The sequence below is a fragment of the Vibrio astriarenae genome, assembly GCF_010587385.1.
Classification (GTDB): Bacteria; Pseudomonadota; Gammaproteobacteria; order Enterobacterales; family Vibrionaceae; genus Vibrio; species Vibrio astriarenae.
On record NZ_CP047476.1, the window covers coordinates 1,008,487 to 1,033,590 of the forward strand.

Below are 25,104 nucleotides of genomic sequence, written 5' to 3' on the forward strand. Positions count from 1 at the left end.
TGTTTGTTCCCAGTGGTAAGACCCCAGAACTCTATACACTCTCAAGCTCCTGAAAATACTGTCTTTCATAGTCATTTGGTGACAGCCCACCATTAGTACCATGATTTCGTCTGGGATTGTAGAAACACTCAATATAATCAAATATCTCTGACCGCGCTTCTGCGCGGGTTTTGTAGATTATTTTCTTTACTCGATCTTTCTTAAGCAGTGAGAAAAGGCTTTCAGCAACAGCATTGTCATGGCAGTTTCCTTTCCGACTCATGCTGATTTCCATATTGTGCGCTTTCAGGAAGCTCTTCCAGTCACCCGACGTATATTGAACCCCTTGATCAGAGTGGATCAGAACCTTGCCTTTGGGTCTTCTGCGCCAAATAGCCATCAACAATGCATCGATGACTAGGTCAGATTTGGGACTACTTTTCATTGTCCAACCAACGACTTTCCTAGAAAATAAGTCGATGACGACCGTCAAGTATAGCCATCCTTCGTGCGTCCGGATGTAGGTGAAATCAGTTATCGGTCTGGCTTATCAACGTTAAATCCCCTGTCTAGGACGTTTGGCGCGGCGATATGAGGCTTACCTCGACCAAAGCCTGGGTGGCGCACCGCTTTTATATTGGCTTGCTTCATCAAGCGATAAACCCTGTTCTTCCCACAAGACTCACCATCACTTCGAAGATCGATAGTGATATTGCGATAACCATAAACACATCCACTCTCAAGCCAAAACTGCTTAATTTTACCTAGTAAACGTTGATCCTCTTTCGCGCGACAACTTAGCGGCTTACGCTGCCACGCATAGAATCCACTGCGTTGGATTTCAAGGATTTGGCACATCACTTTCAAAGGGTATCGCTGAAGTCGCTCGCTTATGAACGTGTACTTTTCTTTGACTCCCCGGCAAAGTACACGGCGGCTTCCTTTAATATGTCCCTTTCCATGGTCACCCGCTTAAGCTCGGCTTTTAGCTTCCTGATCTCAGCGTTTTGATCATCTTCTTGCTGTCGCTGCTCTGTTGGCTTTTCATATCTTTTAACCCAGTCGCAAAGTGATTTGTAGCTCACTCCCAGCCGCTCAGCAGTTGAGTTAAGTGTATGACCGTGCTTAGTGACTTGTTCAACGGCTTGGATTTTGAACTCTTCTGTGTAGCGTTTTCCGCTCATAACAACACCTCATAGTTTGTTGAATTATATAACTATTAAGTGTCTAGGGAAGTGGGGGCTTACCAATCTTTGGACGTTATCGGACAATAACTTATTGATTTAGAAGTATAATAGGCATTAAAAAAGACGTCCTAGGACGTCTTTTTTATAGAATGTGGCGGTGAGTGAGAGATTCGAACTCTCGATACGTTGCCGTATACACACTTTCCAGGCGTGCTCCTTCAGCCACTCGGACAACTCACCGTAATTTTGTTTTGGTTGGCTTTGCGTGCCAACGAGGCGCTAATTTAATGATTCGAGCCTTGTTGGTCAAGGGTATCAGCGAAAAAAATGCTAATTTGTGGTTTAAGTGGCGATAAATTAGCTATCTCGCTGAATGAATGACCAATTTATGCTGATTGCCGTTGGTAACCCGGTACGCGGAACCAACGACGGCACATATCTAAGAAGTAACCATATAGGACGCCCATACCACAAGAAACAACGGCGTTGCTCGACACTGCGGTAATGATCTGTTCGGTTGATGCACCAACAGCAAACAAGATTGCTGCGTATACAGGAGACTGGAACAGCACGTATGCGATGAGATCTGAGATATTTCGCATCAAGCCTGTTTCAGAGATACGTTTACCTTGGCGAAGACAGAAATCGCGGAACACACCATAAGGCCATGCAATGGCGATGTTGACTGGAATAGATAGTGTTCTTGAAGCTAGAGATTGCTGGAAAGTCATACCCGAGATCATAATCTCGATGATCATTCCGGTGACAAAACAAAATACAACCATAGCAAACGTATCTGCTGCGGCATTGCGAATACAAAACGGCGCACGCGCTTTCATTCTTGACTAGCTCCAATAAACGACATCTTAAAAAGCCAAATTGCTCGTAACTCACTGAACAGTAGGCACAAAAAAGCCCGGCCATTACTGACCAGACGATGGCGCTATTAGAACACAATTATATTAGTTTAGGATTTCAAATTTTTATAAAAAACCAGTTTATACAGCCACTATAAAAACAAAAAGCAGTTGTAATCACTATCAAGTCAATAATTGTACGACCAAATTATCCAATTCGTCTTTTGAGGGGACTTTACTCTCCTTCAATTGCGTTTGAATCGACTTTAGCAGCTTTTGTCCTTGTATGTTCTCTGCTTCAAGCATAGGTTCAATTCCCTCAACCGCCTGTAGTGCCTGCTCAAACTCCTCGTTATCGAGGGAGATACTCAAATCGATGACTAGAGCCTCTAATTCATCTTCGAAATCGTCTATCGAGGTTGGTTGATATTGACGGAGTTTATCGACATAAAAATAGAGCGCATCTTCAAGCTCTTTATCTTTCACTGGTTTGGCTATGATATGATCAACACCCGCTGAAATCATTCGTTGCTTGGTTTCTTCAAACACATCAGCAGTACAACCTAGAATAAGCACTTCTGCATTACGTGAGCCCAACTGACGAATATGTCGCGTTGCCTCAACACCATCCATGATTGGCATGTGGTTATCCATTAATATCAGGTCATAAGTATCTGTAGATAAGCGCTCTAAAGCCCTTTCTCCATTTTCTGCGATAAAGACTTCAAACCCCTTACCTTTTAGCAAGGCTTCTAGAATAATGGCATTCGTACGGTTATCTTCGACAATAAGGGCTCTTAATCCAGAGAGGTTATTAGTATAGTCATTGGAAAGCTGCGGGGTAGTCGCGGTCGCCAGCTCAACCTTGATCACCACCTCGAAGCTCGACCCTATTCCCAGCTCACTGTTCAGAGTAATGCTGCCGTCCATCAGCTCGACAATCTGTTTTACTATCGCTAAGCCCAAGCCAGTGCCGCCAAATCGCCTTGTGGTTGTCGACTCTGCTTGCTCAAAGGGGGTAAACACCTTGTCTTGAGCATCTTTAGCTATTCCGACGCCGGTGTCTCTCACTCGAATACTCAAAAAGTGATTTTCACCAACATGAAGCTCTTTAAAGTGTACTTCGATGAGACCTCTAGAAGTAAACTTAACGGCATTGTTGAGCAGATTAAATAGAATCTGCCTAACACGAGCTTTATCCGCCATATACCAGCGATCAATCGGCACCTCTGAGTGCACTTTAAACTCTAACCCCTTCTCGGTACACAAGGTGTGATAGACGCTATTGACACTGCCTATAATGTTCTCTAGTGGAAATACGCCTTTATCTAGCTCTAGTTTACCCTGCTCAATTTTCGAGAAGTCGAGAATCTCATTGAGCAGCGTCATCATGTGGTCGCCTGATTCATACAGTGTGCGCATCATCTTGCGCTGCTCTGCATTGAGGTCACTTTTCAATAGGATTTGTGCTGTGCCCAGTACACCATTCATTGGGGTTCTAATCTCATGAGACAACGTCGCGAGAAACGCACTTTTTGCTTCGGTTGAAACCTCAGCCTTCTTCCGCTCTTCATCCAGGAACGCTGTTTTTTGGTTGAAGCTATCGATCAAGAAACGGATCTCATCGTTACTCCCATAATCGATATCAATGGTGCCTGTCGCCTCAGAGTCACGAACGTTCTCTGCAATTGATACAATCGGCTTGATGAGATATTGATTCAACATGTAGTAAACAAGCAGTATGCAGCAAAGCAAAATAGGTATTAGGCCTATTTCTACTTGCGACACCAACTGCATCACTTGGTCACTGACCAAGTGTTTCGAGTTGACGACATCGACTTCCCAATTGAAATCACCAAACTCACGATGACTAATATAGATATCATCCACAATGTTAAAGTCGTAGTGAGTAATCGTAGCACCAAAGCCATCTTTTAGAATAACGCCGAGGTCGTAGTTTTCTGCATGCTCCCGAACATAATCAATGAGCCCCTCAAGAGACAGATCCACGGTGGCAACGCCTGCAAAATCACCATCGACATAATAAGCTGAGGAGGCCGTGATCATTTGGACATGGGTGAATGGATCGATATAGACCGGGGACCAGGTAAACACACCTGAGGCTTGATTCATAACGCTACGATACCAATCTTGATTATCATAGCCGCCATTCTCGGCGTTATCCCAAGAGTAAATCTGTTCGATAAGCCCATCACGAGCTCGGTTATAGAAGAGGCTTTGATAAGGTATGTCTTCGTCTACACTGTAGGGTTTAGGCCATAAGCCTCCACTCACGACGACTCCTTCTAGGTTGATAAACAAAGAATAAAGTGTGTCTGCTTGCTGTTGTGGTGTGAGGTTAGCGGCTCCGACACTCACAATGCTGTTGAGGGTGGTCAGTGAGTTATTGAGCTTATCTTCGATTTGAGAAGCGAGCAGTTGTGTCCTCACGTCTAAGTTCTGCTGGAGCTGCTTTCTGATGGGGTGCTCTACAACATGAAACACAACGGTACCAATAACCGTAATGAACAAAATCATATATATCGCGAGAGCGATTTTACTTTTGCGACGCAGCGAAGACGTGTGCTTCATTAGACGATGATGATCCTTGTCGTATATAAGCAATAAGTTGCTCTTTTAATAGCCTTGTTTCAAAACTAACCACACTCGGATGTTCTGGCAAGGAATTTTCCTGATTTTTGAGCCTTGCCTTGTTACACTGTGGCGCAAATGAGATTTTTTTCATCATCAGGATTTAAAGATATGGAAAGTAATGTGACTCTTTCACAACTGATTGCCAACAACGAGCTTCAAGACAAACTACTCAGTGAGGCACAAACTCGCGGTTTCATCACCGCAATGTCATCTGCCCCGTATCTACTCGAAGCGAATGAGTGGCTCCCTTTCCTTTGGGGTGGCGCTGAACAGGCTCCGTTCACCGACGGTGAGCAGCTTGAGGAATACATTCAACTGGTCATCAACATTTGGAATGAGTCTGGCCCTCAGTTGCTAGAGGGTACATGGCAGTGGCCAGAAGGCTGTGAACTCGATGATGAAGATATTGTGACAGAAGCGACTCGCGAGTTCTGTGAAGGTATGCTGCAAGGTTGGCAACTCTGCCGTGATGATTGGGAAACATTGATGCCGGAAAAAAGTGAAGACAACGCTCTGTTGGGTGGCGTACTTCTTTCTTTGTCTATGCTTTATGATCCACTGACTTCGCTCGCGACGTTAAAAGAGCAAGGTATGGAAGGCTTAGAGCAGTTTGAAGAGATCTTCAATGCAATGCCTGTGATGCTTTGCGGTATTGCTCAACGCGGCCAAAGCTTGGCGCAAGCAGAAAACGAATAGATAGCGCTGATGAGTTTCCAACCATCATAAAAAACGGAGCCGACTGAAGGCTCCGTTTTTTATTCAACTGATGGGCTCAAACACACCTTATCTACGCGTTACCTTTCACCTGAACATTCAACTGTTCAGCAAAATCTAACATGCGGTTTAGCGGAATAAGTGATTTAACGCGCACCGCTTCATCGACAAAGATTTCATGCTCTGCTCCGCCCTCACGCAGTGCTTGCTCAATCGCCTGGAGGCCGTTCATTGCCATCCAAGGACAGTGTGCACAACTACGACAGGTTGCGCCTGCGCCCGCTGTCGGTGCTTCAATGAGCTCTTTCTCTGGCACGAGTTGTTGCATCTTGAAGAAGATACCTTTGTCTGTTGCAACGATCATTTGCTGATGAGGTAGCTCTTTTGCTGCTTTGATGAGTTGGCTGGTAGAACCTACTGCATCTGCAAGCTCAACGACACTTGCTGGTGACTCAGGGTGAACGAGAATCGCTGCGTCAGGGTAGACGTTCTTCATCTTACGCAATGCGTCAGCTGAAAACTCATCGTGTACGACACACTCTGCATTCCACAGTAGCATCTCTGCGCCTGTTTTGTTTGAGATGTACGAGCCCAGGTGACGGTCAGGCCCCCAGATGATCTGTTTACCTTCGTCATCGAGATGTTCAACGATCTCTAGAGCAATGCTTGACGTTACCACCCAGTCTGCACGTGCTTTAACTGCGGCGGATGTGTTCGCATATACCACAACAGTGTGGTTAGGGTGAGCATCACAAAACTCAGTAAACTTGTCTTCTGGACAGCCTAAGTCCAATGAACACTCCGCTTCAAGTGTTGGCATGAGGATGCGCTTTTCTGGAGTCAGGATTTTCGCAGATTCACCCATGAAGCGAACGCCTGCGATGATCAGAGTGCTTGCATCGTGACGATTACCAAATTTCGCCATCTCAAGTGAATCGCCGACAAAGCCGCCCGTTTCTTCAGCTAGTGCCTGAATTTCAGGGTCAGTGTAGTAGTGTGCGATAAGTACAGCGTCTTTCTCTTTTAGTAGCTGTTTGATCTTCGCAACATACTGAGACTTTTGCTCGTCTGAAAGTGGTGTAGGCTTTGGTGGAAAAGGATACACAGTGTCGATTTTGTCTAGGATATGGCTCATTGCCAGCGCTCTCAATCTTCCAATAATCCGGGAATTGTACACCTAGAGAAAAGCAGGATCAAAGGTTGCGAGAAGGTAACGCCGGTGGTTGGTCAACTCCCCTGCCTAGATACTGAAATAAATCCAGTATGACGGTGGTTAAAAGTATCACTGTGGTTAAAAGCGTGTCATTTTGAGCTACCGCGCGTCATTTTGAACTTGTTTCAAAATTTACTCAAAGGGAACGCCGGTGCTTAGTCAACTCCCCGGCCTAGATACTGAAATAAATTCAGTATGACAAGTATTAAGTGTGCGCAGTATTTTGGGGCTCGTAAAAGAAAAGGCAACCGAGGTTGCCTTTGAATTCTATCTTAAGGTATTCGTCACTTAATTCGTTGCTGCGCCAAGTTAGCAGAAGCACTGTTTGGGTGCTCTGAAATAACCTGTTGGTAGTACTTGTTCGCAGCATCAGCATTGTTGTTGCGCGATGCAATATCACCAAGTTTCAATAGCGCATCAGAACGCTTGTTAGAATCTTCGTAAGCCACCACAGCTGCGAAGCTCTTCACCGCCTCTTTATCTTGCTTTTTAGCAAAGTAAAGCTGACCTAACCAGTAGTGCGCATTCGCACTATAGGTTGAATCAGGGTAATTCTCTTGAAACTCTTGAAAAGCGATAATGGCCGCACCGTAATCACGCTGCTTAAGCACCAGATCAACGGCGGCTTGATACGCTTCTTGCTCGCCCGCATTAGATGATGCCTTACCACCCTTTGGTGCTTCTGGCGCTTCATCTGGAATAACAGCGACAGGCGCTTGGTTGCGCACTTTGTCCAGCTCAACATACAACTCACGCTGACGTTGCAGCATCTGCTGCAGTTCATAGCTGTTTTGCTCAAGAAGGCCACGTAATTCACTGATTTCCAGTGCCATGTCATCCATTTGCAGCTGCATGCGTGCTTGTGTGCGGTTACGGTTTTCCAGCATACGCTCTAGTCGTTCAACATCAGACTCGGGCGCAGATGAAACGGCTCGAGTCGTGTTTGAAGACGAAGAATTAAGATCTGCGACAGGAGCAGGATTTGCAAAAACAGTTCCCGACAGCGCAAGAGCTAAACCAGACAGCGTAAAAACTCGACCCGTTGTAATGATGCGTTTAGCCAACATAAGCATCACTCTCCTTTTTATGTCTATACCTTGGCTCTAAATGAACCGGTAGAAATTAGTATACCAATACCGCGCGACGGTTCTTAGCGTAAGCTTCTTCAGACTGACCGAAAACAAGTGGCTTCTCTTCGCCGTAGCTCACGATAGAAACTTGCTCTGATTGAACACCTAGTGCTTGCAGGTACTTAGCAACTGCTACTGCACGACGCTCACCTAGTGCGATGTTGTACTCTGGAGTACCGCGCTCATCTGCGTGACCTTCAACAGTGACGTTTTTAGCTGGGTTAGACACTAGGAATGAAGCGTGTGCTGCTAGCACTTCTTCGTAGTCGCCAGCAATAGAAGCGTTGTCAAAAGCAAAGTAAATTGTAGAGGTTTCAGCTAGGGCTTTCTCTTGAAGCTCTTGCTCAGAAAGTGCGCCTTCACCGCCTTCGATCGGAGAAACAACAGTGTTATCCGTTGTTGAACCTTCACCTGCAGGTTGGCTTGTTTCGTAATCTGTAGAAGAACCTTCTGCGTTAACCGCATCATCAGTTGAACTACATGCTGTCATCGCCAGTACAGGTACTGCAATCATCAGGCCTTTGAACACTTTGCTAAGTTGCATCTAAATATTCCTTTTATATTATTTCAAAAATGGGGACCAAGCGGGCGCACGAACACGACCGTTAGTCAGAGGTAAACGAGCTTTGAAACGTCCATCAATAGAAACCATTGATAGAACATTCGCCTGGTTATACGTTGAGCTATAAATCACCATACTGCCGTTTGGTGCAATGCTTGGTGACTCATCGAGCAACGTTTCAGTCAAAATCTGCACAGCGCCCGTTTCCAAATCTTGTTTGGCTAGGTTGAACTGACCAGAATTATTCTGATTCACCATAACCATAAAACGACCATCTGGTGTAATTTGTCCACTTAGGTTTTGCATACCTTGCCAAGTCAAACGCTTAGCAGTGCCACCGTTCTCAGACATTTGGTAAATCTGTGGGCGTCCGCCGCGGTCCGAAGTAAACACGAGACTGTCACCGTCTGGTGTCCAATAAGGTTCAGTGTTGTTTGAGCGACCTTTGGTAAGCTGCTCTAACTTACGAGTTTTCAGATCCAGAGTGTAAAGATGTAAACTACCTGACTTCGACAGTACGAGAGCGAGCTTGTCACCATCAGGAGAGAAGCGTGGTGCGCCATTGTGACGAGGATATGACGTCAACTTCTCGCGCTTGCCAGTGTAGATATCCATCATAAAGATCTCTGACTGGCCATTCTGGAAGCTTACGTAGGCAAGCTTGCTGCCGTCAGGGGACCATGCTGGTGACATTAAAGGTTGTTTTGAACGCAGAACCAATCGCTCATTGTAGCCATCGTAATCAGCCACACGAAGTTGGTATGGGTAGTCAGCATCTTCTTGAACAACTACATAAGCAATACGCGTGCGGAAAGCGCCTTTTTCACCCGTCAGCTCTTCATAAATAAGATCAGAAATTCGGTGAGCGTACTCACGCATACGATTCTTAGGAACCGTCGCCACTTTATTGAACAGAATATGGTCACGTGAAGAGACAAGCTGACCATCCGAAGACAGCGCCTTTGCATCACCTTGTGTTAATTGACCACGAACAATATCAATCAACTGGTAGTTAACACGATAATCGCCGGTTTCTGTTTGAGTAACCGCACCGACCACAATGGAATCCACACCGGTGTTTGTCCACTGGTCAAAGTCAACTTCACTCTCACCGTATGGCGTCTGTGGCATATCATTTACACGTAATGGGTTAAACTTACCACTTCGTTGGAGATCCGATGCGATCACCGCTGAGATGTCTTGTGGTAACGGCTCTTGCCCTTCCCACTTGAAAGGGACAATCGCTATTGGACGTGCGGAGTTGATGCCTTCAGTGATCACCAACTCCAAGGCAGCGTGTGCAGTCGAGACTGCCGCTGTGAGGGATAAGATAAATCCTAAAAATACTCGCTTTAGCACAAGCTTGTTCCTTACTGTTGTATTTTTGGTCCAATCAACACCGCAAATCATTGCCGTGTGTACATTATGGTGTGGTTTAACGCCCACACCTCCCTATGCAAATGTTTTTATAACTCTACGGTTAGGTTGATGTTTTTAAGCTGCTCAACAACCGCAGGTTGATTACTTGGTAATGGGAAAGACGACACTTGAGTCACCGCGCGCTTGGTTGCGTTACAAAGCCTGCTGTCACCGTTAATAATAGACAGGTTGCCTAATATCGCGCCGGATCCTGTCGGAATGAGACGCAGGTTAACCTGACATGACTTTCCCCGATAGCTATCCTCTACTAGGAGGTTCTGCTTAATCAATTGCTTATAGATTTCACCATAGCGCGCTGCTTCCGACTGGTTGAACTGAGATTGTGCCGCTTGGTTGAGCTCAGATTCCGCTTCCATACCTGCAAAGATATCGTTCAATGCGGCCTCTTGCTCTTGGCGTTCGCGCTCAAGTCTCTCTAAACGCTCTTGCTCTTGACGCGCTTTCTCAGCCGCCTCTTTTGCTGCACGCTCTTTCTCAATACGCTCTTGCTCTGCACGTTCTGCGGCTTCACGCTCGATACGAGCACGTTCTTCTGCTTCGGCAGCCGCTTTCTCGCGAGCAACACGCTCTTCTTCTGCTTTACGTATTGCTTCTTCTTTTGCTTTACGCTCAGCTTCCAGTTTTGCAGCTTTCTCCTGCTCTTGGCGAACACGTTCTTGCTGCTTACGCACGCGCTCTTCTTCCGCTTTGCGCTCTTGCTCTTTCTTTTGACGAGCCACTTCTGCTTCACGAGCCGCTTTGGCTTCACGCGCCTGCTGCTCTTTTAACTTGCGAATACGTTCTTCTTCAGCGCGTCGGTTTTTCTCAAGCTGCTCACTTTCACGACGCAACTTATCGAGTCTATCATGCTCACGCTTAGCCGCCGCTTCACGTTCAGCGCGGATCTGCTGGGCTTGTTTACGTACAATCGCCGGATCAACCACCACCGCTTGGACCATCTGCCCTTGCGGCTCGGGTTTAGACACAGAGAAATCAGTACCCACAAGCAGTGCAACAATCACTGCGGCATGGATACCAAAAGAGATAGCCAGAGGCTTGCCCAATCCGTGTTTCTTGGTTCGTCTCTCTCTCATGATGGACTGCATCTACTCCTTGATGTCCGTTAACAAGCCAACTTTATCGATGCCGGCGCGACTAAGTTCATCCAAAACCAACACGACATCAGCGTATGGCGTCGCTGCATCACCGCCTACTGCCACCGGTGAGTCAGGTTTCAACGCCAACTCCGCTTTGACTCGAACAATAATATCTTGAATACCCATACCACGGACAACGTCTTCGTCGTTGACGCTCAAACCTAAATTACCATTACGATCAATTTCGACAATGATAAAGCTAGACTCTGAGTCTCCTGCTAACTCGGTTGCAGGCTTGGCATTTGAGGTTTTTGGTAATTCAACATCGACCCCTTGCGTAATGAAGGGAGATGTCACCATAAAAATGATCAGCAGAACCAGCATAACGTCGATGTAAGGTACAACGTTAATCTCAGCTGTCATTTTACGTTTTTTAGGTTGATAACCCGCCATGATGTCTCCTCAAGCACCTAAACTAGTGCTGCTCCTTGGAAGCCATCGCTTGGCGATGCAAAATGGTGTGAAACTCTTCAGAGAACGTCGCGTAAGAGTGCTCAAGTTTACCCACTTTATTACTTAAGCTGTTATACGCCATGACCGCAGGGATAGCGGCGAATAGACCCATTGCTGTTGCAATCAGTGCTTCCGCAATACCTGGTGCAACCATCGCTAGGGTTGCCTGCTTTACTTCACCAAGAGCAATAAACGCATGCATGATACCCCATACCGTGCCAAACAGGCCGATGTACGGACTGATAGAGCCCACAGTTGCAAGGAACGGTAGGTTGGTTTCCAAATCATCCACTTCGCGAGCCACTGCGACGCGCATCGCACGGCCTGTTGCTTCCATAACGAAGTCAGGAGAGTCTGGGTTACTCTTGCGCAGGCGAGCAAACTCAGTAAAGCCGGAGTAAAAAATCTCTTCATTACCCGCTAATTCGTCTTTACGTTTTTTCACACCTTGGTAGACGATAGAGAGGTCGTTTCCGGACCAGAATTTGTCTTCAAAATCTTCTGCGTCTTTCTCGGCTTGTTTGATCGCTTTACTGCGTTTAATGATCATGGCCCAAGAAATCACTGACATACCCAACAGGGTCAGCATCACAAGTTTTACGAGTAAGCTTGCTTGTAAAAAGAGATCGAAAAAAGAAATATCAGCAGTCACTTGCGGTTAACTCCAAAAGTAGCTCATTGGGGATGGCCTTTGGCCTCATTTTATCGGTATCGACACATGCTATCTTAACCGTGGCTCGACACAATGTTTTCCCCTCGGGATTGACAATCTCTTGACAGAAAGACAGTGAAACCTTCTTAAATTCACGGATATATGTCTTTACTGTTAGATGATCGTCAAGTTGTGCACCTTGCAAAAAATCAATACCCATGTGTCGGACAACGAAGCCAATCTTTTGTTCCAGCAGTACTTGTTGCGAAATATTAACAGAACGTAATAGCTCCGTTCGTGCACGCTCAAAGTACTTTAGGTAATTAGAATGGTATACGACACCACCAGCATCTGTATCTTCATAGTAGATAGTTACAGGCCAATGAAAGGGGCTATCGACAGTATGCAAAATAACATCCGAATTTGGTTTACACGAATGAGTTACTATAACCCAAAGTTTTATTGAGTGTTTAGCATTTAAGTCATTTTTTGATAAGAAATACCAACTTATCGCACTGATATTGCATAAAAAAAGCGCCAACGTGACCGTTGGCGCTTTTTTGTTAAATTAAATCTGTCACTCGGTGATTTATTAGACAAAGTAAGCGATGGTTAAATAGCCTAATACAGATAACGATAGGTATGGGCTGAATAACAGCTGCCAAAGCCAAAAACGGGGCTTAAAACCAATACCAAATATCATGCTGCTGCACATTGCGAGGATCATCAGTGGCGCAATAAACGCGTTAAATCCACCAATGGCTTCACTGTAAAGTGAAGGCTCCCACATCAATAGGCCAACATGCATAAAACCAAGTAGCAGCGATAAGGCTCGGAACAGAGCCTTATCGATGGGTTGGTGCAAAGACTGAATCTGATGATTCAGATTACTCACTGTCTTTGTCCATCATTTCAGAGTGTTCTAGCCATAGCGCATTGATAATACCAAACGCACATGCCAACAACACACCTAGAATCCATGCAAAATACCACATAGTTCAGACTCCTTAGTACAGTGAGTTTTTGTTTTCCTCGATGAATTTATCATCAAGGCGACCGAACATCTTGTAGTAAGACCAAGATGTGTAAGCAAGGATAACTGGAACCATAACCGCAGCAACGGCCGTCATCAGGTTAAGCGTCAACTCACTCGAAGTTGCATCCCACATCGTTAGGCTGTGACCCGGCATGATGTTAGAAGGCATCACGAATGGGAACATCGCGAAACCCGCTGTCAAGATAATACCGGCAATACCCAAGCTTGACGTTAAGAATGCCAAACCGCACTTCTCAAATCGTGAAGCAACAACCGCCAATAGTGGCATGAACACACCTAGTGCTGGCGCTAGCCATAGTAGTGGGTATTTCTCGAAGTTGTTCATCCAAGCGCCCGCTTCACGAATCACTTCTTTGTTCAGTGGATTTGATGCTGCGTTAGTGTCGATACCACCAACAATCACATAACCTTCGATAGACTGAATCCAGAAACCCGCGAGAACAAAACACACAACGGTAAGAATACCCGTTAGCTGCGCTACGTTGCGTGAGCGGTTGTGAACGTCTGCAGTGGTCTTCATTTGTAGCCATGTAGCACCTTGCATCACGATCATGAACACACTCACTAGACCGCAAAGAATCGCAAATGGATTCAGCAGACCGAAGAATGAACCGTGGTACGTCGGCATCAAAAAGTCGCTTAGCTGGAACGGCACACCTTGTAGCAAGTTACCAAACGCCACACCAAAAATGAGCGGAGGAACAAAACCGCTGACAAAAATGCCCCAGTCACAAGCTTCACGCCATTTTGGATCATCGATTTTAGAGCGGTAGTCTAGGCCCAATGGACGCAACCACAACGCTGCTAACGTTAGGATCATCGCAAAGTAAAAACCTGAGAATGACGTTGCGTAAACCAAAGGCCATGCGGCAAATAGCGCACCACCCGCCGTGATAAGCCAAACTTGGTTACCATCCCAGTGTGGAGCGATCGAGTTAATCATCACACGACGCTCATTGTCGGTTTTGCCTATGAAAGGTACTAGAGCACCTACGCCCATATCAAAACCATCGGTAATTGCGAAACCAACAAACAGGACACCAATCAATGCCCACCAGATAAATCGCAATACTTCGTAATCAAACATAAATCTCTCCTTGTATTACGCTTCTACTTGACGGCCAATTTTGTCTTCTGAAGACGTGCCGTTTTGTTCAAAGTGGTAGCGTCCCGTTTTAAGGCTGCTTGGGCCTTTACGAGCAAACTTAAGCATCAGATACACTTCAGCAATGAGGAATACTGTGTATAGAGCAATGATGGCAAACAGCGATGTCCATAGTTGACCAACAGTCAATGCAGACGCTGCGACGTGTACAGGAAGAATTTCACCCACTGCCCATGGCTGACGGCCGTATTCAGCAACGAACCAACCCGCTTCTACTGCAATCCATGGTAGCGGTAAGCTCCATAGTGCTGCTTTTAGAACCCATGGTTTCTGCTCGATCTTCTGGCGACATGTTTGAATAAATGCTGCACCGAATACGAATAGCATTACAACACCACACGCAACCATGATACGGAATGACCAGAATAGAGGCCAAACGGTTGGAATCGAGTCATCGGCTGCCGCTTGAATTTGCTCTTCAGTCGCATCAACAACGTTGTCTGTGTAGCGTTTAAGCAGTAGACCGTAACCTAGGTCTTCTTTTACTTCATCAAACGCGGCCATGTTGGCATCAGACTTGTCACCAGCACGTAGTTTTTCAAGCAGTTCATACGCATACATACCGTTACGGATACGATCAAGGTGCTCATCACGAAGATCACGCAGACCCGTCACTTCAGTGTCTAGAGAACGCGTCGCGATAATCCCCATAACGTAAGGGATCTTCAGTGCGTAGTCGGTTTCCATCGTTTCTTGATTTGGAATACCAAACACCGTAAACGCGGCTGGCGCTGGTTCTGTGTGCCACTCTGACTCAATAGCCGCGAGTTTCACTTTCTGAACATCACCTAGCTCATAACCAGACTCGTCACCTAGAACGATAGTTGACAGGATTGCAGCCATACCGAAAGACGCTGCGATAGCAAAAGAGCGACGAGCGAACGCGATATCGCGACCTTTCAGTAGGTAGTATGCACTGATCGACAGAACGAACATCGCACCGGTTGTGTAGCCTGATGCAACCGTGTGTACAAACTTAACCTGGGCTACTGGGTTTAGAACAACCTCTGAGAAGCTCACCATTTCCATACGCATGGTTTCAAAGTTAAATTCAGCGCCAACTGGGTTTTGCATCCAGCCGTTAGCCACAAGAATCCAAAGAGCTGAGAAGTTAGAGCCTAGTGCAACTAACCAAGTTACCGCCAAGTGTTGGCGCTTGGATAGACGGTCCCAGCCGAAGAAGAATAGACCAACAAAAGTCGACTCTAGGAAGAAGGCCACCAAGGCTTCAATGGCGAGCGGAGCACCAAATATGTCACCCACGTAGTGAGAATAATAGGACCAGTTAGTACCGAATTGGAACTCCATGGTCAAACCCGTGGCAACACCAAGGGCAAAGTTGATCGCGAAAAGCTTACCCCAGAACTTGGTCATGTCCTTGTAGATTTGCTTGTCGGTCATTACGTACAAAGACTCCATGATGGCGAGTAGGAACGCCAAACCTAGAGTCAATGGTACGAACAGGAAGTGATACATCGCGGTTAATGCAAACTGCAACCGCGACAGATCAACTACGTCGATATCGAACATTGATTACTCCTTTTGAGCCGGCTGAATGGCTCTTTCTATAACACTAAATTTGATTAGCTATTGCCTAGCGACCAGACAAATGTTGCAATCCCTAAAAACAAATGTTGCCACTATGTGTTGCAATGGTTATGTTTTTGTTAAGCAATAACTAATATAGCTGGCGCTAATATTACTGATTATTCGATGCTGTTTCAAAAGATTTATAGAGAAATCATGCTTTGATAGAGATCAAGTTTTGCGGGATAAGAGAGGTTAAAAAACAATCAACTTGATTCAAATCAATCGTTCAAAGAGATAAATGTTAATTTGGTGATAAGCAATAAAGGGTTGAGCATTCGGTTTAAAACACTAATGCAACAACCCATCATGTTAGCTTACCACTTTGTGGCTAAGTGAAGATGTAACGTTGTGACAGGGATCACGTTTACTCTTAACTGCAATGTTACTTTTCAATACCAAAATGTAAGTAGGCACGATCTGTGGCAATTCGTCCACGTGGCGTTCGCTGCAGATAACCTTGCTGAATCAAATACGGCTCAAGCACATCTTCAATGGTGTCTTTTTCTTCGCCAATCGCTGCCGCCATATTGTCGAGACCAACCGGTCCACCACCAAATTTTTCCATGATCGCCAGCAATAGCTTTCTGTCCATGTAGTCAAAGCCTTGGGCGTCAACATCCAACATATTTAGCGCTTTATCGGCAACATCAGCACAGATATGGCCATTGCCCTTCACTTCCGCATAATCACGAACGCGACGTAGCAGTCGGTTGGCGATACGCGGTGTACCTCGAGCGCGTCGTGCCACTTCCAACGCACCGTCTGCGTCCATCGAAAGACCAAGACAGTCGGCGCTGCGTTGCACAATATTTTGCAGATCTGGAATTTTGTAGTATTCCAAACGCTGAGTAATACCAAAACGGTCACGCAGAGGCGAGGTTAGCGAGCCTGCGCGAGTGGTTGCACCAATCAAGGTAAACGGAGGCAAGTCAATCTTAATCGAACGTGCTGCTGGCCCCTCCCCTATCATAATATCCAACTGGTAATCTTCCATTGCGGGATAGAGCACCTCTTCCACCATAGGGCTCAAACGGTGAATCTCATCGATGAACAGCACATCGTTTTCTTCTAAGTTAGTCAACAAGGCAGCCAAGTCGCCTGCCTTCTCTAACACCGGGCCTGAGGTAGTTCGGATATTCACTTCCATCTCATTAGCGACGATGTTCGCCAGTGTGGTTTTACCCAAACCTGGTGGACCAAATATCAAAAGGTGATCGAGCGCTTCATTTCGCAACTGAGCGGCTTTAATGAAGATCTCCATCTGATCACGTACATGGTCTTGGCCTTGGTAGTCCTGAAGTTTTTTCGGTCGTATTGCGCGGTCAATAACGTCCTCTTCTTTAAAGACTGGGTTTTCAGGCGCGATTAAACGATCTGCTTCTATCATGAAATAACTCTTATTAAACCATTGATTTAAGGGCTTCGCGGATCAACTCTTCGCTCGACATACCGTCTTTAGAAATTTGTGAAACCACTTTAGAAGCTTGGGTCGGCTTATAACCAAGTGCAAGTAACGCACTGATCGCTTCTTCTTCGTTGTTTTGAGAAGGCGCAGCGGAATCCATTGGGGCGGCATCCGTGTGCGGTGTAAACAAATCGCCTTCTCCCCATCCTTTAAGACGGTCTTTCATCTCTACAACCAGACGCTCTGCCGTTTTCTTACCCACTCCAGGAAGTTTTACTAGTGTCGAAATATCTTCACGTTCAACGCAAGCAACAAATTGCATCGCAGTCATACCAGAGAGAATGCCAAGACCCAACTTTGGCCCCACACCATTCGCCTTAATCACTTCGCGGAAAAGAGCACGCTCTTTTACCGTATTGAAACCATAAAGCAGTTGAGCATCTTCACGAACTACAAAGTGGGTGTAAATGATCGCTTCTTCGCCAACATTAGGTAGTTCATAGAAGCAACTCATCGGCATCTGGACTTCATAGCCAATGCCGTTAACTTCAATTAAGACTTCAGGTGGGAGTTTTTCAATCAGCGTTCCGCGTAAACGTCCAATCACGGTGTGTTCCTGTGGTTATTCGAAATTTCAGGTGATGATAATCAATAACTGGATGGATAGCCAGTACAAGAGCAAGAAAACGCTAACTAGCTAGAAATCTCTAACGAGCTAGCTAGGGAGAAAAGCAAATAGGATTATCGGTAACGACCACGACGCGCAGAAGTCGCTTTTCCCGCCAACGCCACCAGCGTTTTATTGGTATTGGCATGACAAATGGCAACGCCCAGCGCGTCAGCAGCATCCGCTTGAGGTTTAGAAGGGAGTTTGAGCATATGTTGCACCATATGCTGGACTTGCGCTTTATCTGCCCCACCCGTGCCGACCACCGCCTGTTTGATTAGGCGAGCCGCATATTCATACACTTCTAAATCCGCATTCACCGCCGCGACAATTGCGCTACCACGCGCCTGCCCGAGCTTGAGTGCAGAGTCTGCGTTTTTTGACATAAAGACTTGCTCAATGGCAAACACATCAGGCTGAAACTGGGTGATAATTTCAGTCACACCGGCATATATCTGCTTGAGACGCCCCGGCAACTCTTTTTCAGACATGCGAATGCAACCACTCCCTAGGTATTGGAGGTGTCTGCCTTGCTGTCTAATGACACCGTAACCGGTAATTCTTGAGCCTGGGTCGATGCCGAGAATAATGGACATAATAGTTTGAGAGGCTTTGTGAATACGTTCTTATTGTAGAGTAGCGTACCACGACTGAATGAATGCGAGAATCATGACGAGTTTAAGCGGTGAAATATCAGACGTTTTCCTACCTCGCTTCGACGTTTCAGTAACTCCCCTGCCTAGATGTTGAAACAAGTTCAACATGACGACGATTTTAGTTTCCTCAAACCTACCTACACCATCATCCTATCCACACCGTCATCCTGTCCACAACGTCATCCTGAGCTCGTCTCAGGATCTACCCAAAGCAAACACTAGACTCAAATGAAGACCCTTTACTCCAAAGTAAAAAAAGCCCTCAGACTTTAAAGTCTGAGGGCAAAAGTTGGGGGTAATTAGTATATTAAGCCGTTACAGACTGTTTCTCTTCCGAACGTCCTTTCAATAGAGCATAGGTAAATCCCGTCACCGCTGTACCCGCCGCAATTGCGACCAAGTACATCAACACAGGAGTAATCGCATTTGGAATCAGCAATACAAACAGACCACCGTGAGGTGCCATCAACTGAGATCCAAACAACATAGATAGAGCACCCGTTAGTGCACCACCCGCCATACATGCTGGAATCACACGCATTGGATCTTTCGCTGCAAACGGTATCGCACCTTCTGAAATAAAGCACAGACCCAGTACAAAGGAAGCCTTGCCCGCTTCACGTTCGCTGGCTTCAAACTTGTTTTTCGCAATAAAGGTAGCCAAACCCATACCGAGTGCCGGAACCATACCTGCCGCCATGATTGCTGCCATCGGCCCGTATGTTTGTGACGCTAATAGACCAACGCCAAATGCGTAGGCTGCTTTGTTGACTGGCCCACCTAGGTCGAAACACATCATTGCTCCCAGCACAATGCCAAGTAGCACGGCGCTATCAGAGCCCATGTTATTCAGGAAGTCTGTCAGTGCCGTCATAATGCCAGCCACTGGACCTCCAACGACATAGATCATCGCAAGCCCCGTAATGAGCGTTGCGACAAACGGAATGATTAGGATGGGTTTGAGGGCTTCCATAGACTGAGGTAGAGAAACTTTGTCAGCGATGAGCTTGGACGCGTAACCTGCGATGAAACCTGCGGCAATACCACCCAAGAAGCCCGCGCCTGTTGAGCTTGCAAGCATACCGCCGACTAAACCTGGCGCTAGACCCGGACGGTCGGCTATTGAGAAAGCAATATAGCCCGCTAAAACCGGAATCATAAGCGCAAATGCAGAGCCTCCACCGATTTCCATCAATGCCGCCGCTAAAGTACCCTCTTCTTGGAACGCTTCAATACCAAACACAAATGACAGCGCAATAATCAAACCACCTGCGACAACAACGGGCAGCATATGCGATACACCCGTCATTAAGTGTTTATAAACGCCCTTTTTCTCTTCTGGAGCCGCAGCGTTGGCCGCTCCAGAATGTTCATAAGTCGCCGCCTGCCCAAATGCTTTATCCATCTCTTCTGAAGTCTTCTTCAAAGCTGGGCTCGTTTTAGTTCGGTACATTTTCTTACCGTTAAAACGATCAAGAGGAACTTCAATATCAGCGGCAATGATCACCAAGTCGGCTTCTGCAATATCTTGCTCAGTAAGCTGATTTTTCGCGCCCACAGAACCACGAGTTTCCACTTTAATTTGATGACCACGACGCTTCGCTTCATCTTCAAGCGCTTCAGCAGCCATAAAAGTATGCGCTACGCCTGTCGGACAGGCTGTAATCGCAACAATCTTCTTCACAGTTGTCGGTGTCTCAGTAACGACAGCAGGTGAGACGAGTTCTTCGGCTTGCTCTACGCCACGTTTTAAGAAAGACGAGGCGTCGGTCATGACCGACCGGATATCCGCTTGGTACACTTTCTTACCAACAAAACGAGAGGTATCGACGGGCGTATTCGCGGCAATAATGATGGCGTCAACTTGCTCAATGTCAGACTCGGTCAGTGGCGTTGATTCAACAACACTCGACTGACATTCCACTGTCGCATTCCAACCCAATTGTGCCGCGGCTTGTTCTAATAGACCCGCAGCAAGAATGCTATTCGCTACGCCACTTGGACAGGCTGTAATAATGGCTATATTCATAATATTGACCTTCTGTTCCTTCGTTTGTGCCTGTTACAGGCTGTCTAGGTTCGTTATTGGAGAAAGCTCGCTCACTTGCGTTTGAAGCTCTATAGATTCCAGCTCTTGTTGACTGGTTAAGCCAACGCCAACTTGACTGACTGCAAGCGCAGACAGCGCGGTGGCGAAGCATAGTAGGTTCTCTTTAGGCATGTTTTGCATATGGCCCCAACATAGACCGGCGACTAAGGTGTCGCCCGCTCCAACCGTGCTCACAACTTCCATTTTAGGGGGTTGTGAGCGTAGCCATTGGCCCTCGTTTAACCACATGACGCCCTCTGAGCCCATTGAAACAACGATGTTTTCTATGCCCTTTTGGCTCAGTGATTGAGCAGCTTGCTGACACTTTTCGGCTGTGTCTAAATGCTGGCCAACAAAGTCGCTCAGTTCTTCGTCATTGGGCTTAATCAACCATGGGCATGATTCAATACCCGCGCTCAACGCCGCTTTGCTACTGTCGAACAGAACGCGCTTACCTCTGGTATGTAGCTGTTCAATCCAAGCCGCGCATTGCTCGGGGGTAATACCTCGTGGGAGACTGCCTGCCAACACGAAATAGTCATGCGTTTCAGCCAACTCAAACAGAGTCGCTTCAAAACGCGCTATATCAGCTTGTGATACCTGAACACCCGGGAAGTTAATATCACTAACCGCACCACTTGCTTCCACCAGTTTGACATTAATGCGGGTCGCACCTTCTACCTCAATGAATCGATCTGTTACCTTGAGGTCACTAAACAATTGATGAAACAGCTCTGGATTATCTTTTCCAAGAAATCCGGTTACCGTCACCTCTGCGCCCAAGTCACTAAGTACTTTTGCCACATTCACGCCCTTACCCGCTGCGTGAAAACTGCTTTTGTCCACCAAACTCACCGTGCCAGGTTTAAGCTCCGACAAGCTGCCCGTTAAATCCAGTGCAGGGTTTAGCGTGATGGTGACCACTTTGGTCGTTTTAGAAGTGCTCATGGATCTAGCCCTCACCTAAACCAGAAGCTATCGCTTTACCAATCGAGTCGAGCGCCTGCGAAGCATCGGCACCTTCTGCGGTAAACTGCAGGCTGTGGCCGTGTTTAACACCCAAGGCAATGACCTTCATCAGGCTCTTAGCGTTGACCGCTTTGCCTTCGCCATCTAAGTTTGCAACGCGAATCGTTGATTCAAATTTCTTCGCCTCTGCTACAAGCATGGCGCCAGGACGAGCATGCAGACCATGGGCATTTTTTATTTTGAAGATAGCTGTGTTGTCATTGTCTGCTTGTGTAGCCGTTGAGACTTCCTCTCCTTTAAGCATTGAGATGACTTGGTCTGTCGTTGCGCTCAATAGATCTTCTTGTTTGTTATTAAAGACGATCTTAGACAGCGCTTTTAACACAGGTTCATGCGCAGCATTACAAGCTGCAAATGCGATTAATCCGCGTACGTTATCACCGTCATATTCGCAATCATTTGCAGTAGAGACAAAAGCAACACCCGTGCGAGTGACTTGCTTATCACTCCCCACTAACCAAAGCCCTTTACCTAAATGAGTCGGCGCTTTTGTGACTAGGTCAGCCACGAACTCACTCTCAGCACACCCTGAGTTCTTCAGTAGCCCACCAGCAACTGCACTCATTTGAATCATGTCACTGGCAGGGAACTGCAACTGAACCAGAGCTGCATCGAGCTCTGCCTCTAGCTGTACGTCACCATGAAGCAATGCAATGATCTCTTCTTTCGTCTTCGCAGTGCGCAGGCGTTGCTCTACGCCATCAGCGCTGAGTACTTTTGTTAACTGTTTGAGAATACCCAAATGCTCATCGGATTTTGCAGCGATACCTATCGCAACAAATACCGTATTGCCATCTCCCCAATCCACGCCTTGTGGAAAATGGTGAACGGCAACACCCGTAGTTTTAACCATATTGCGCGTATCCGTCGTACCGTGTGGAATCGCAATACCATTGCCAAGAAAGGTCGAATTCTGATTTTCTCGATTCAGCATTCCTTCCACATATCCTTCCTCAACCAAATCTCGGTCGGACAAGGACTTCGCAATGCTCTTAATCGCGGCAAATTTGTCTTGCGCTACCTGTGAAAGCGTAATGTCGTTGTTGTTTAGCTTAAGCATGGGCTCTCCAACATAGGTTATCTGTCGATATAGATAGCACCATTTTTGCTATCTATTTTCTTGCTTTACTGATTGGCTAAATCGATTCAGCAAAGTTTTAAATAAAAAGGTTCACACCCTAATCAAAGGGTTCAGCAAAACTCCTCGCTCCAAAGTAAACTCATTGCTGGACAACACGCTGATTTAGGTGAGCCAGCTCTAGTTTCAAGCTTTGCTGAATCCTTTCAGCTTTTATACTGAATCGTTTCAGCCTATAATTCAACTCATCTAAGGATCGCATTCTGATAATTATGATCCTGCGCACACAACAAGGCTTAATCGATGACACTAGATGAGATAGCAAAACTGGCTGGCGTATCAAAAACCACGGCAAGTTACGTGATTAATGGCAAAGCTCAGAAATACCGCATTAGCGAGAAAACGCAACGTAAAGTAATGAGTGTCGTGGAGGAGTATAACTACAGGCCAGATGCTGCAGCTTCTTCATTGCGCGCCGGTAACTCACGCTCATTTGGCTTGATCATTCCCGATCTAGAGAACACCAGTTACGCGCGTCTGGCTAACCTATTAGAACAAAACTCTCGTAAAGCAGGTTATCAAATCTTGATTGGCTGCTCGGATGATGATCCTCAAACTGAGAAAAAAGTGGCAGAAGCCCTTATTAGCCGTCGCATTGACGCCCTGTTCGTTGCCAGCAGTATGCCGGATGCCAGCGACTATTATCTTAAACTACAACAATCTGGTACGCCGATCATCGCACTAGACCGCCCTCTTGATGATGAACATTTCAGTTGTGTCGTCAGTGAAGACTTCGATAGTGCTTATGAGTTAACGACATCGATTCTGAGTGACCAAATTCAGCAAGTGGGGTTGATTGGAGCGCTACCTGAATTACGGGTCTCAAAAGAGCGTGAACAGGGTTGTCAATCCGTCTGTCACAAAAGCCAGATTGAGGTACAAGTGGGTTATGGAGAACACTTCTCGAGAGAAGAAGGTAAGCGCATTTTAAACCAGTGGGTGACACAAGATAAGGTACCCAACGCCATCATTACCACTTCATATACCCTACTCGAAGGGGTATTGGACGTCATGTTGGAACACCCTCGCTTAATGGACAAGGTAAAACTCGCCACCTTTGGTGACAATCGCTTACTCGATTTTTTGCCGTTTAAAGTCAATTCCCTACCACAACAGTTTGAGCTGATCGCCGACAGTGCCATGGCATTGGCGTTAAATGCATCGGCAAAGCGCTATGAGGCGGGGGTGGAGTTGATTGCCAGGAAAATCATCATTAGATCTTAAGCTTGACGCAGCACCCAAATATCTACGATTTAATGCCGGGGTAGTAATACCTCGGCTTTTTTACGATTTTGCCACAACTAGGTTAAAGACATCGGCAATGATTCATAAGCACCTTTAGTTCTTTGCCTAAGGACAAAGCGCTCCCTCCTTTGGCCTATATTAAGCCAGCCGAACTATCAAGTTTTCTCTAGTCAACCCACGTCCCTTCTATAGCGACTGACTTATCCTCCAAAGTTGTCACTTATTGAACAGCAAAACTGGTTAATCCCATTTATTCACCTAGTCTCTGTTTAAGTTGGCTAAACAAGGATGCTTGGAATGCAATTAAAATCAGGACTAATCGCGTTAGCGTGTATGTCATTTCCAACAACGCTGCTCGCTCAAGATGCTTCAAACAAACATTGGCAACATAGTATCGAACTTTATGGTCTATTACTGAATATTAGTGGTGATACGCAAGTCGGTGCTGCCAGCCTAGAAGTGGATGTTGACCCGGACTTTATATTAGATCATCTCGAAATGACGGCAATGCTTCGTTTAGAGGGCATTTATCGGAACCAGTGGGGCTACTACATCGACTACAGCTTCATGAAATTAGGAGGAGATAAAACTTCAGTTACGGATGCAAACCTTGGTTTACTCTATGCCGATGTTGATATTCGACAAGGTGTTTTAGAAGCCAAAGGGTTTAAGCGCTACTCCTACGATTTTGGCAAGATTGATTATATGTTCGGTATACGTTGGTGGGACAACGACATCGATCTAGAACTAAAAGGACAAGGCGGCAACATTAACCTGTCTCCAAGTATCAAAGAAGACTGGGTGGATTACGTGGTTGGCGTCAGATGGATAACTGACTTGACCGATGATTGGGTGTATCACTTGAGTGGAGATGTAGGGTTAGGAAAAGACACGAGATTCACCAGCTCTATTCAAACGGGTTTCCGTTATCGATTTAATGATTGGGCAGACGTTAATCTAGCGTATAAATCGACCTGGGTTGATTACGATAATGAAAGCAACTTTGCTTATGACACCGCCTCTTATGGACTGTTGATTGGTTTAGGACTGTATTTCTAATCACTTGCAGAGTGACGCTGATACAA

Annotated in this window: 23 protein-coding genes, 1 tRNA gene and 3 pseudogenes; 3 read left to right on the top strand and 24 right to left on the bottom strand. The window is 46.2% G+C overall.

Annotated elements, in window-relative coordinates; translation table 11 throughout:
• Positions 1 to 31 precede the first annotated feature (31 nt).
• The 6 genes and pseudogenes from GT360_RS18840 to GT360_RS22110 form a co-directional block, all read right to left on the bottom strand.
• Positions 32 to 1,163, bottom strand: a pseudogene (locus GT360_RS18840) (IS3 family transposase).
• Between the two features lie 155 nt (positions 1,164 to 1,318).
• Positions 1,319 to 1,406 (bottom strand) — tRNA-Ser (locus tag GT360_RS18845).
• Between the two features lie 146 nt (positions 1,407 to 1,552).
• The gene (locus tag GT360_RS18850; protein ID WP_164650493.1) at positions 1,553 to 2,005 is read right to left on the bottom strand and encodes an L-alanine exporter AlaE; all 453 of its coding nucleotides are present in this window, start codon (positions 2,003 to 2,005) and stop codon (positions 1,553 to 1,555) included.
• A gap of 201 nt (positions 2,006 to 2,206) precedes the next feature.
• Positions 2,207 to 2,899 (bottom strand): response regulator, encoded by a 693-nt coding sequence (locus tag GT360_RS22100; protein ID WP_420825468.1) that lies wholly within the window; start codon positions 2,897 to 2,899, stop codon positions 2,207 to 2,209.
• Positions 2,885 to 3,229 (bottom strand): annotated as a pseudogene (locus GT360_RS22105) (ATP-binding protein); the annotation flags it as partial. The gene GT360_RS22100 and the pseudogene GT360_RS22105, both read right to left, overlap by 15 nt.
• A 147-nt stretch (positions 3,230 to 3,376) precedes the next feature.
• Positions 3,377 to 4,615 (bottom strand): annotated as a pseudogene (locus tag GT360_RS22110) (histidine kinase dimerization/phospho-acceptor domain-containing protein); the annotation flags it as partial.
• A 183-nt stretch (positions 4,616 to 4,798) separates the two neighbouring features.
• Here GT360_RS22110 and GT360_RS18860 point away from each other — a divergent pair.
• On the top strand, positions 4,799 to 5,374 hold the full coding sequence (locus GT360_RS18860; RefSeq protein ID WP_164651159.1) for a UPF0149 family protein: 576 nt from the start codon (positions 4,799 to 4,801) through the stop codon (positions 5,372 to 5,374).
• 91 nt (positions 5,375 to 5,465) lie between these two features.
• Here GT360_RS18860 and nadA read toward each other — a convergent pair whose 3' ends face one another.
• The 18 genes from nadA to fruB all read right to left on the bottom strand — a co-directional run bounded on the left by nadA (position 5,466) and on the right by fruB (position 22,696).
• The gene (gene nadA / locus GT360_RS18865) at positions 5,466 to 6,527 is read right to left on the bottom strand and encodes a quinolinate synthase NadA (RefSeq protein ID WP_164650495.1); all 1,062 of its coding nucleotides are present in this window, start codon (positions 6,525 to 6,527) and stop codon (positions 5,466 to 5,468) included.
• A 362-nt stretch (positions 6,528 to 6,889) separates the two neighbouring features.
• Entirely contained in the window at positions 6,890 to 7,672 is a 783-nt protein-coding gene (gene ybgF, locus GT360_RS18870) for a tol-pal system protein YbgF (RefSeq protein WP_164650496.1), read from the bottom strand.
• 55 nt (positions 7,673 to 7,727) lie between these two features.
• Positions 7,728 to 8,279 (bottom strand): peptidoglycan-associated lipoprotein Pal, encoded by a 552-nt coding sequence (gene pal / locus GT360_RS18875; RefSeq protein ID WP_164650497.1) that lies wholly within the window; start codon positions 8,277 to 8,279, stop codon positions 7,728 to 7,730.
• 18 nt (positions 8,280 to 8,297) lie between these two features.
• Positions 8,298 to 9,656 (bottom strand): Tol-Pal system beta propeller repeat protein TolB, encoded by a 1,359-nt coding sequence (gene tolB, locus GT360_RS18880; RefSeq protein WP_164650498.1) that lies wholly within the window; start codon positions 9,654 to 9,656, stop codon positions 8,298 to 8,300.
• Between the two features lie 107 nt (positions 9,657 to 9,763).
• Positions 9,764 to 10,810, bottom strand: a complete 1,047-nt coding sequence (gene tolA, locus GT360_RS18885; protein WP_164651160.1) for a cell envelope integrity protein TolA — start codon at positions 10,808 to 10,810, stop codon at positions 9,764 to 9,766.
• 12 nt (positions 10,811 to 10,822) lie between these two features.
• Complete coding sequence (locus GT360_RS18890; RefSeq protein ID WP_164650499.1) at positions 10,823 to 11,266, bottom strand: ExbD/TolR family protein; 444 nt, start codon at positions 11,264 to 11,266, stop codon at positions 10,823 to 10,825.
• Positions 11,267 to 11,288: 22 nt separating this feature from the next.
• Positions 11,289 to 11,978, bottom strand: a complete 690-nt coding sequence (gene tolQ / locus GT360_RS18895; RefSeq protein ID WP_164650500.1) for a protein TolQ — start codon at positions 11,976 to 11,978, stop codon at positions 11,289 to 11,291.
• Entirely contained in the window at positions 11,968 to 12,387 is a 420-nt protein-coding gene (gene ybgC / locus GT360_RS18900; RefSeq protein WP_164650501.1) for a tol-pal system-associated acyl-CoA thioesterase, read from the bottom strand. Before ybgC ends, tolQ begins: the two co-directional genes overlap by 11 nt.
• Before the next feature lie 183 nt (positions 12,388 to 12,570).
• Positions 12,571 to 12,873: a cyd operon protein YbgE gene (gene ybgE, locus GT360_RS18905; RefSeq protein ID WP_164650502.1), complete on the bottom strand. Its 303-nt coding sequence runs from the start codon at positions 12,871 to 12,873 to the stop codon at positions 12,571 to 12,573.
• A complete protein-coding gene (cydX, locus tag GT360_RS18910; RefSeq protein WP_000270284.1) occupies positions 12,866 to 12,973 on the bottom strand; it encodes a cytochrome bd-I oxidase subunit CydX in 108 nt (35 codons plus the stop codon). Before cydX ends, ybgE begins: the two co-directional genes overlap by 8 nt.
• A 12-nt stretch (positions 12,974 to 12,985) precedes the next feature.
• The gene (gene cydB / locus GT360_RS18915; protein ID WP_164650503.1) at positions 12,986 to 14,122 is read right to left on the bottom strand and encodes a cytochrome d ubiquinol oxidase subunit II; all 1,137 of its coding nucleotides are present in this window, start codon (positions 14,120 to 14,122) and stop codon (positions 12,986 to 12,988) included.
• A gap of 15 nt (positions 14,123 to 14,137) precedes the next feature.
• Entirely contained in the window at positions 14,138 to 15,730 is a 1,593-nt protein-coding gene (cydA, locus tag GT360_RS18920; RefSeq protein WP_164650504.1) for a cytochrome ubiquinol oxidase subunit I, read from the bottom strand.
• A gap of 442 nt (positions 15,731 to 16,172) precedes the next feature.
• The gene (gene ruvB, locus GT360_RS18925; RefSeq protein ID WP_164650505.1) at positions 16,173 to 17,177 is read right to left on the bottom strand and encodes a Holliday junction branch migration DNA helicase RuvB; all 1,005 of its coding nucleotides are present in this window, start codon (positions 17,175 to 17,177) and stop codon (positions 16,173 to 16,175) included.
• A 13-nt stretch (positions 17,178 to 17,190) separates the two neighbouring features.
• The gene (ruvA, locus tag GT360_RS18930; protein WP_164650506.1) at positions 17,191 to 17,802 is read right to left on the bottom strand and encodes a Holliday junction branch migration protein RuvA; all 612 of its coding nucleotides are present in this window, start codon (positions 17,800 to 17,802) and stop codon (positions 17,191 to 17,193) included.
• Positions 17,803 to 17,936: 134 nt separating this feature from the next.
• Complete coding sequence (gene ruvC, locus GT360_RS18935) at positions 17,937 to 18,458, bottom strand: crossover junction endodeoxyribonuclease RuvC (protein ID WP_164650507.1); 522 nt, start codon at positions 18,456 to 18,458, stop codon at positions 17,937 to 17,939.
• 367 nt (positions 18,459 to 18,825) lie between these two features.
• Positions 18,826 to 20,547, bottom strand: coding sequence for a PTS fructose transporter subunit IIBC (fruA, locus tag GT360_RS18940; RefSeq protein ID WP_164650508.1), 1,722 nt, complete (start codon positions 20,545 to 20,547; stop codon positions 18,826 to 18,828).
• Positions 20,548 to 20,580: 33 nt separating this feature from the next.
• Positions 20,581 to 21,555: a 1-phosphofructokinase gene (pfkB, locus tag GT360_RS18945; protein ID WP_164650509.1), complete on the bottom strand. Its 975-nt coding sequence runs from the start codon at positions 21,553 to 21,555 to the stop codon at positions 20,581 to 20,583.
• Between the two features lie 4 nt (positions 21,556 to 21,559).
• A complete protein-coding gene (gene fruB, locus GT360_RS18950; RefSeq protein ID WP_164650510.1) occupies positions 21,560 to 22,696 on the bottom strand; it encodes a fused PTS fructose transporter subunit IIA/HPr protein in 1,137 nt (378 codons plus the stop codon).
• 321 nt (positions 22,697 to 23,017) lie between these two features.
• Between fruB and cra the strand changes: the two genes are divergently transcribed.
• The gene (cra, locus tag GT360_RS18955; RefSeq protein ID WP_164650511.1) at positions 23,018 to 23,998 is read left to right on the top strand and encodes a catabolite repressor/activator; all 981 of its coding nucleotides are present in this window, start codon (positions 23,018 to 23,020) and stop codon (positions 23,996 to 23,998) included.
• 318 nt (positions 23,999 to 24,316) lie between these two features.
• Entirely contained in the window at positions 24,317 to 25,078 is a 762-nt protein-coding gene (locus tag GT360_RS18960) for a hypothetical protein (RefSeq protein ID WP_164650512.1), read from the top strand.
• Positions 25,079 to 25,104: the final 26 nt, after the last annotated feature.

Coding starts and splice junctions, on each gene's coding strand:
- ybgF (WP_164650496.1), bottom strand. CDS start 7,672: ATGTTGGCTAAACGCATCATTACAACGGGTCGAGTTTTTACGCTGTCT.
- nadA (WP_164650495.1), bottom strand. CDS start 6,527: ATGAGCCATATCCTAGACAAAATCGACACTGTGTATCCTTTTCCACCA.
- GT360_RS18960 (WP_164650512.1), top strand. CDS start 24,317: ATGCAATTAAAATCAGGACTAATCGCGTTAGCGTGTATGTCATTTCCA.
- ruvB (WP_164650505.1), bottom strand. CDS start 17,177: ATGATAGAAGCAGATCGTTTAATCGCGCCTGAAAACCCAGTCTTTAAA.
- cydB (WP_164650503.1), bottom strand. CDS start 14,122: ATGTTTGATTACGAAGTATTGCGATTTATCTGGTGGGCATTGATTGGT.
- cra (WP_164650511.1), top strand. CDS start 23,018: ATGACACTAGATGAGATAGCAAAACTGGCTGGCGTATCAAAAACCACG.
- GT360_RS18890 (WP_164650499.1), bottom strand. CDS start 11,266: ATGGCGGGTTATCAACCTAAAAAACGTAAAATGACAGCTGAGATTAAC.
- fruA (WP_164650508.1), bottom strand. CDS start 20,547: ATGAATATAGCCATTATTACAGCCTGTCCAAGTGGCGTAGCGAATAGC.
- pal (WP_164650497.1), bottom strand. CDS start 8,279: ATGCAACTTAGCAAAGTGTTCAAAGGCCTGATGATTGCAGTACCTGTA.
- tolA (WP_164651160.1), bottom strand. CDS start 10,810: ATGAGAGAGAGACGAACCAAGAAACACGGATTGGGCAAGCCTCTGGCT.
- ruvC (WP_164650507.1), bottom strand. CDS start 18,458: ATGTCCATTATTCTCGGCATCGACCCAGGCTCAAGAATTACCGGTTAC.
- GT360_RS18850 (WP_164650493.1), bottom strand. CDS start 2,005: ATGAAAGCGCGTGCGCCGTTTTGTATTCGCAATGCCGCAGCAGATACG.
- cydA (WP_164650504.1), bottom strand. CDS start 15,730: ATGTTCGATATCGACGTAGTTGATCTGTCGCGGTTGCAGTTTGCATTA.
- fruB (WP_164650510.1), bottom strand. CDS start 22,696: ATGCTTAAGCTAAACAACAACGACATTACGCTTTCACAGGTAGCGCAA.
- pfkB (WP_164650509.1), bottom strand. CDS start 21,555: ATGAGCACTTCTAAAACGACCAAAGTGGTCACCATCACGCTAAACCCT.
- cydX (WP_000270284.1), bottom strand. CDS start 12,973: ATGTGGTATTTTGCATGGATTCTAGGTGTGTTGTTGGCATGTGCGTTT.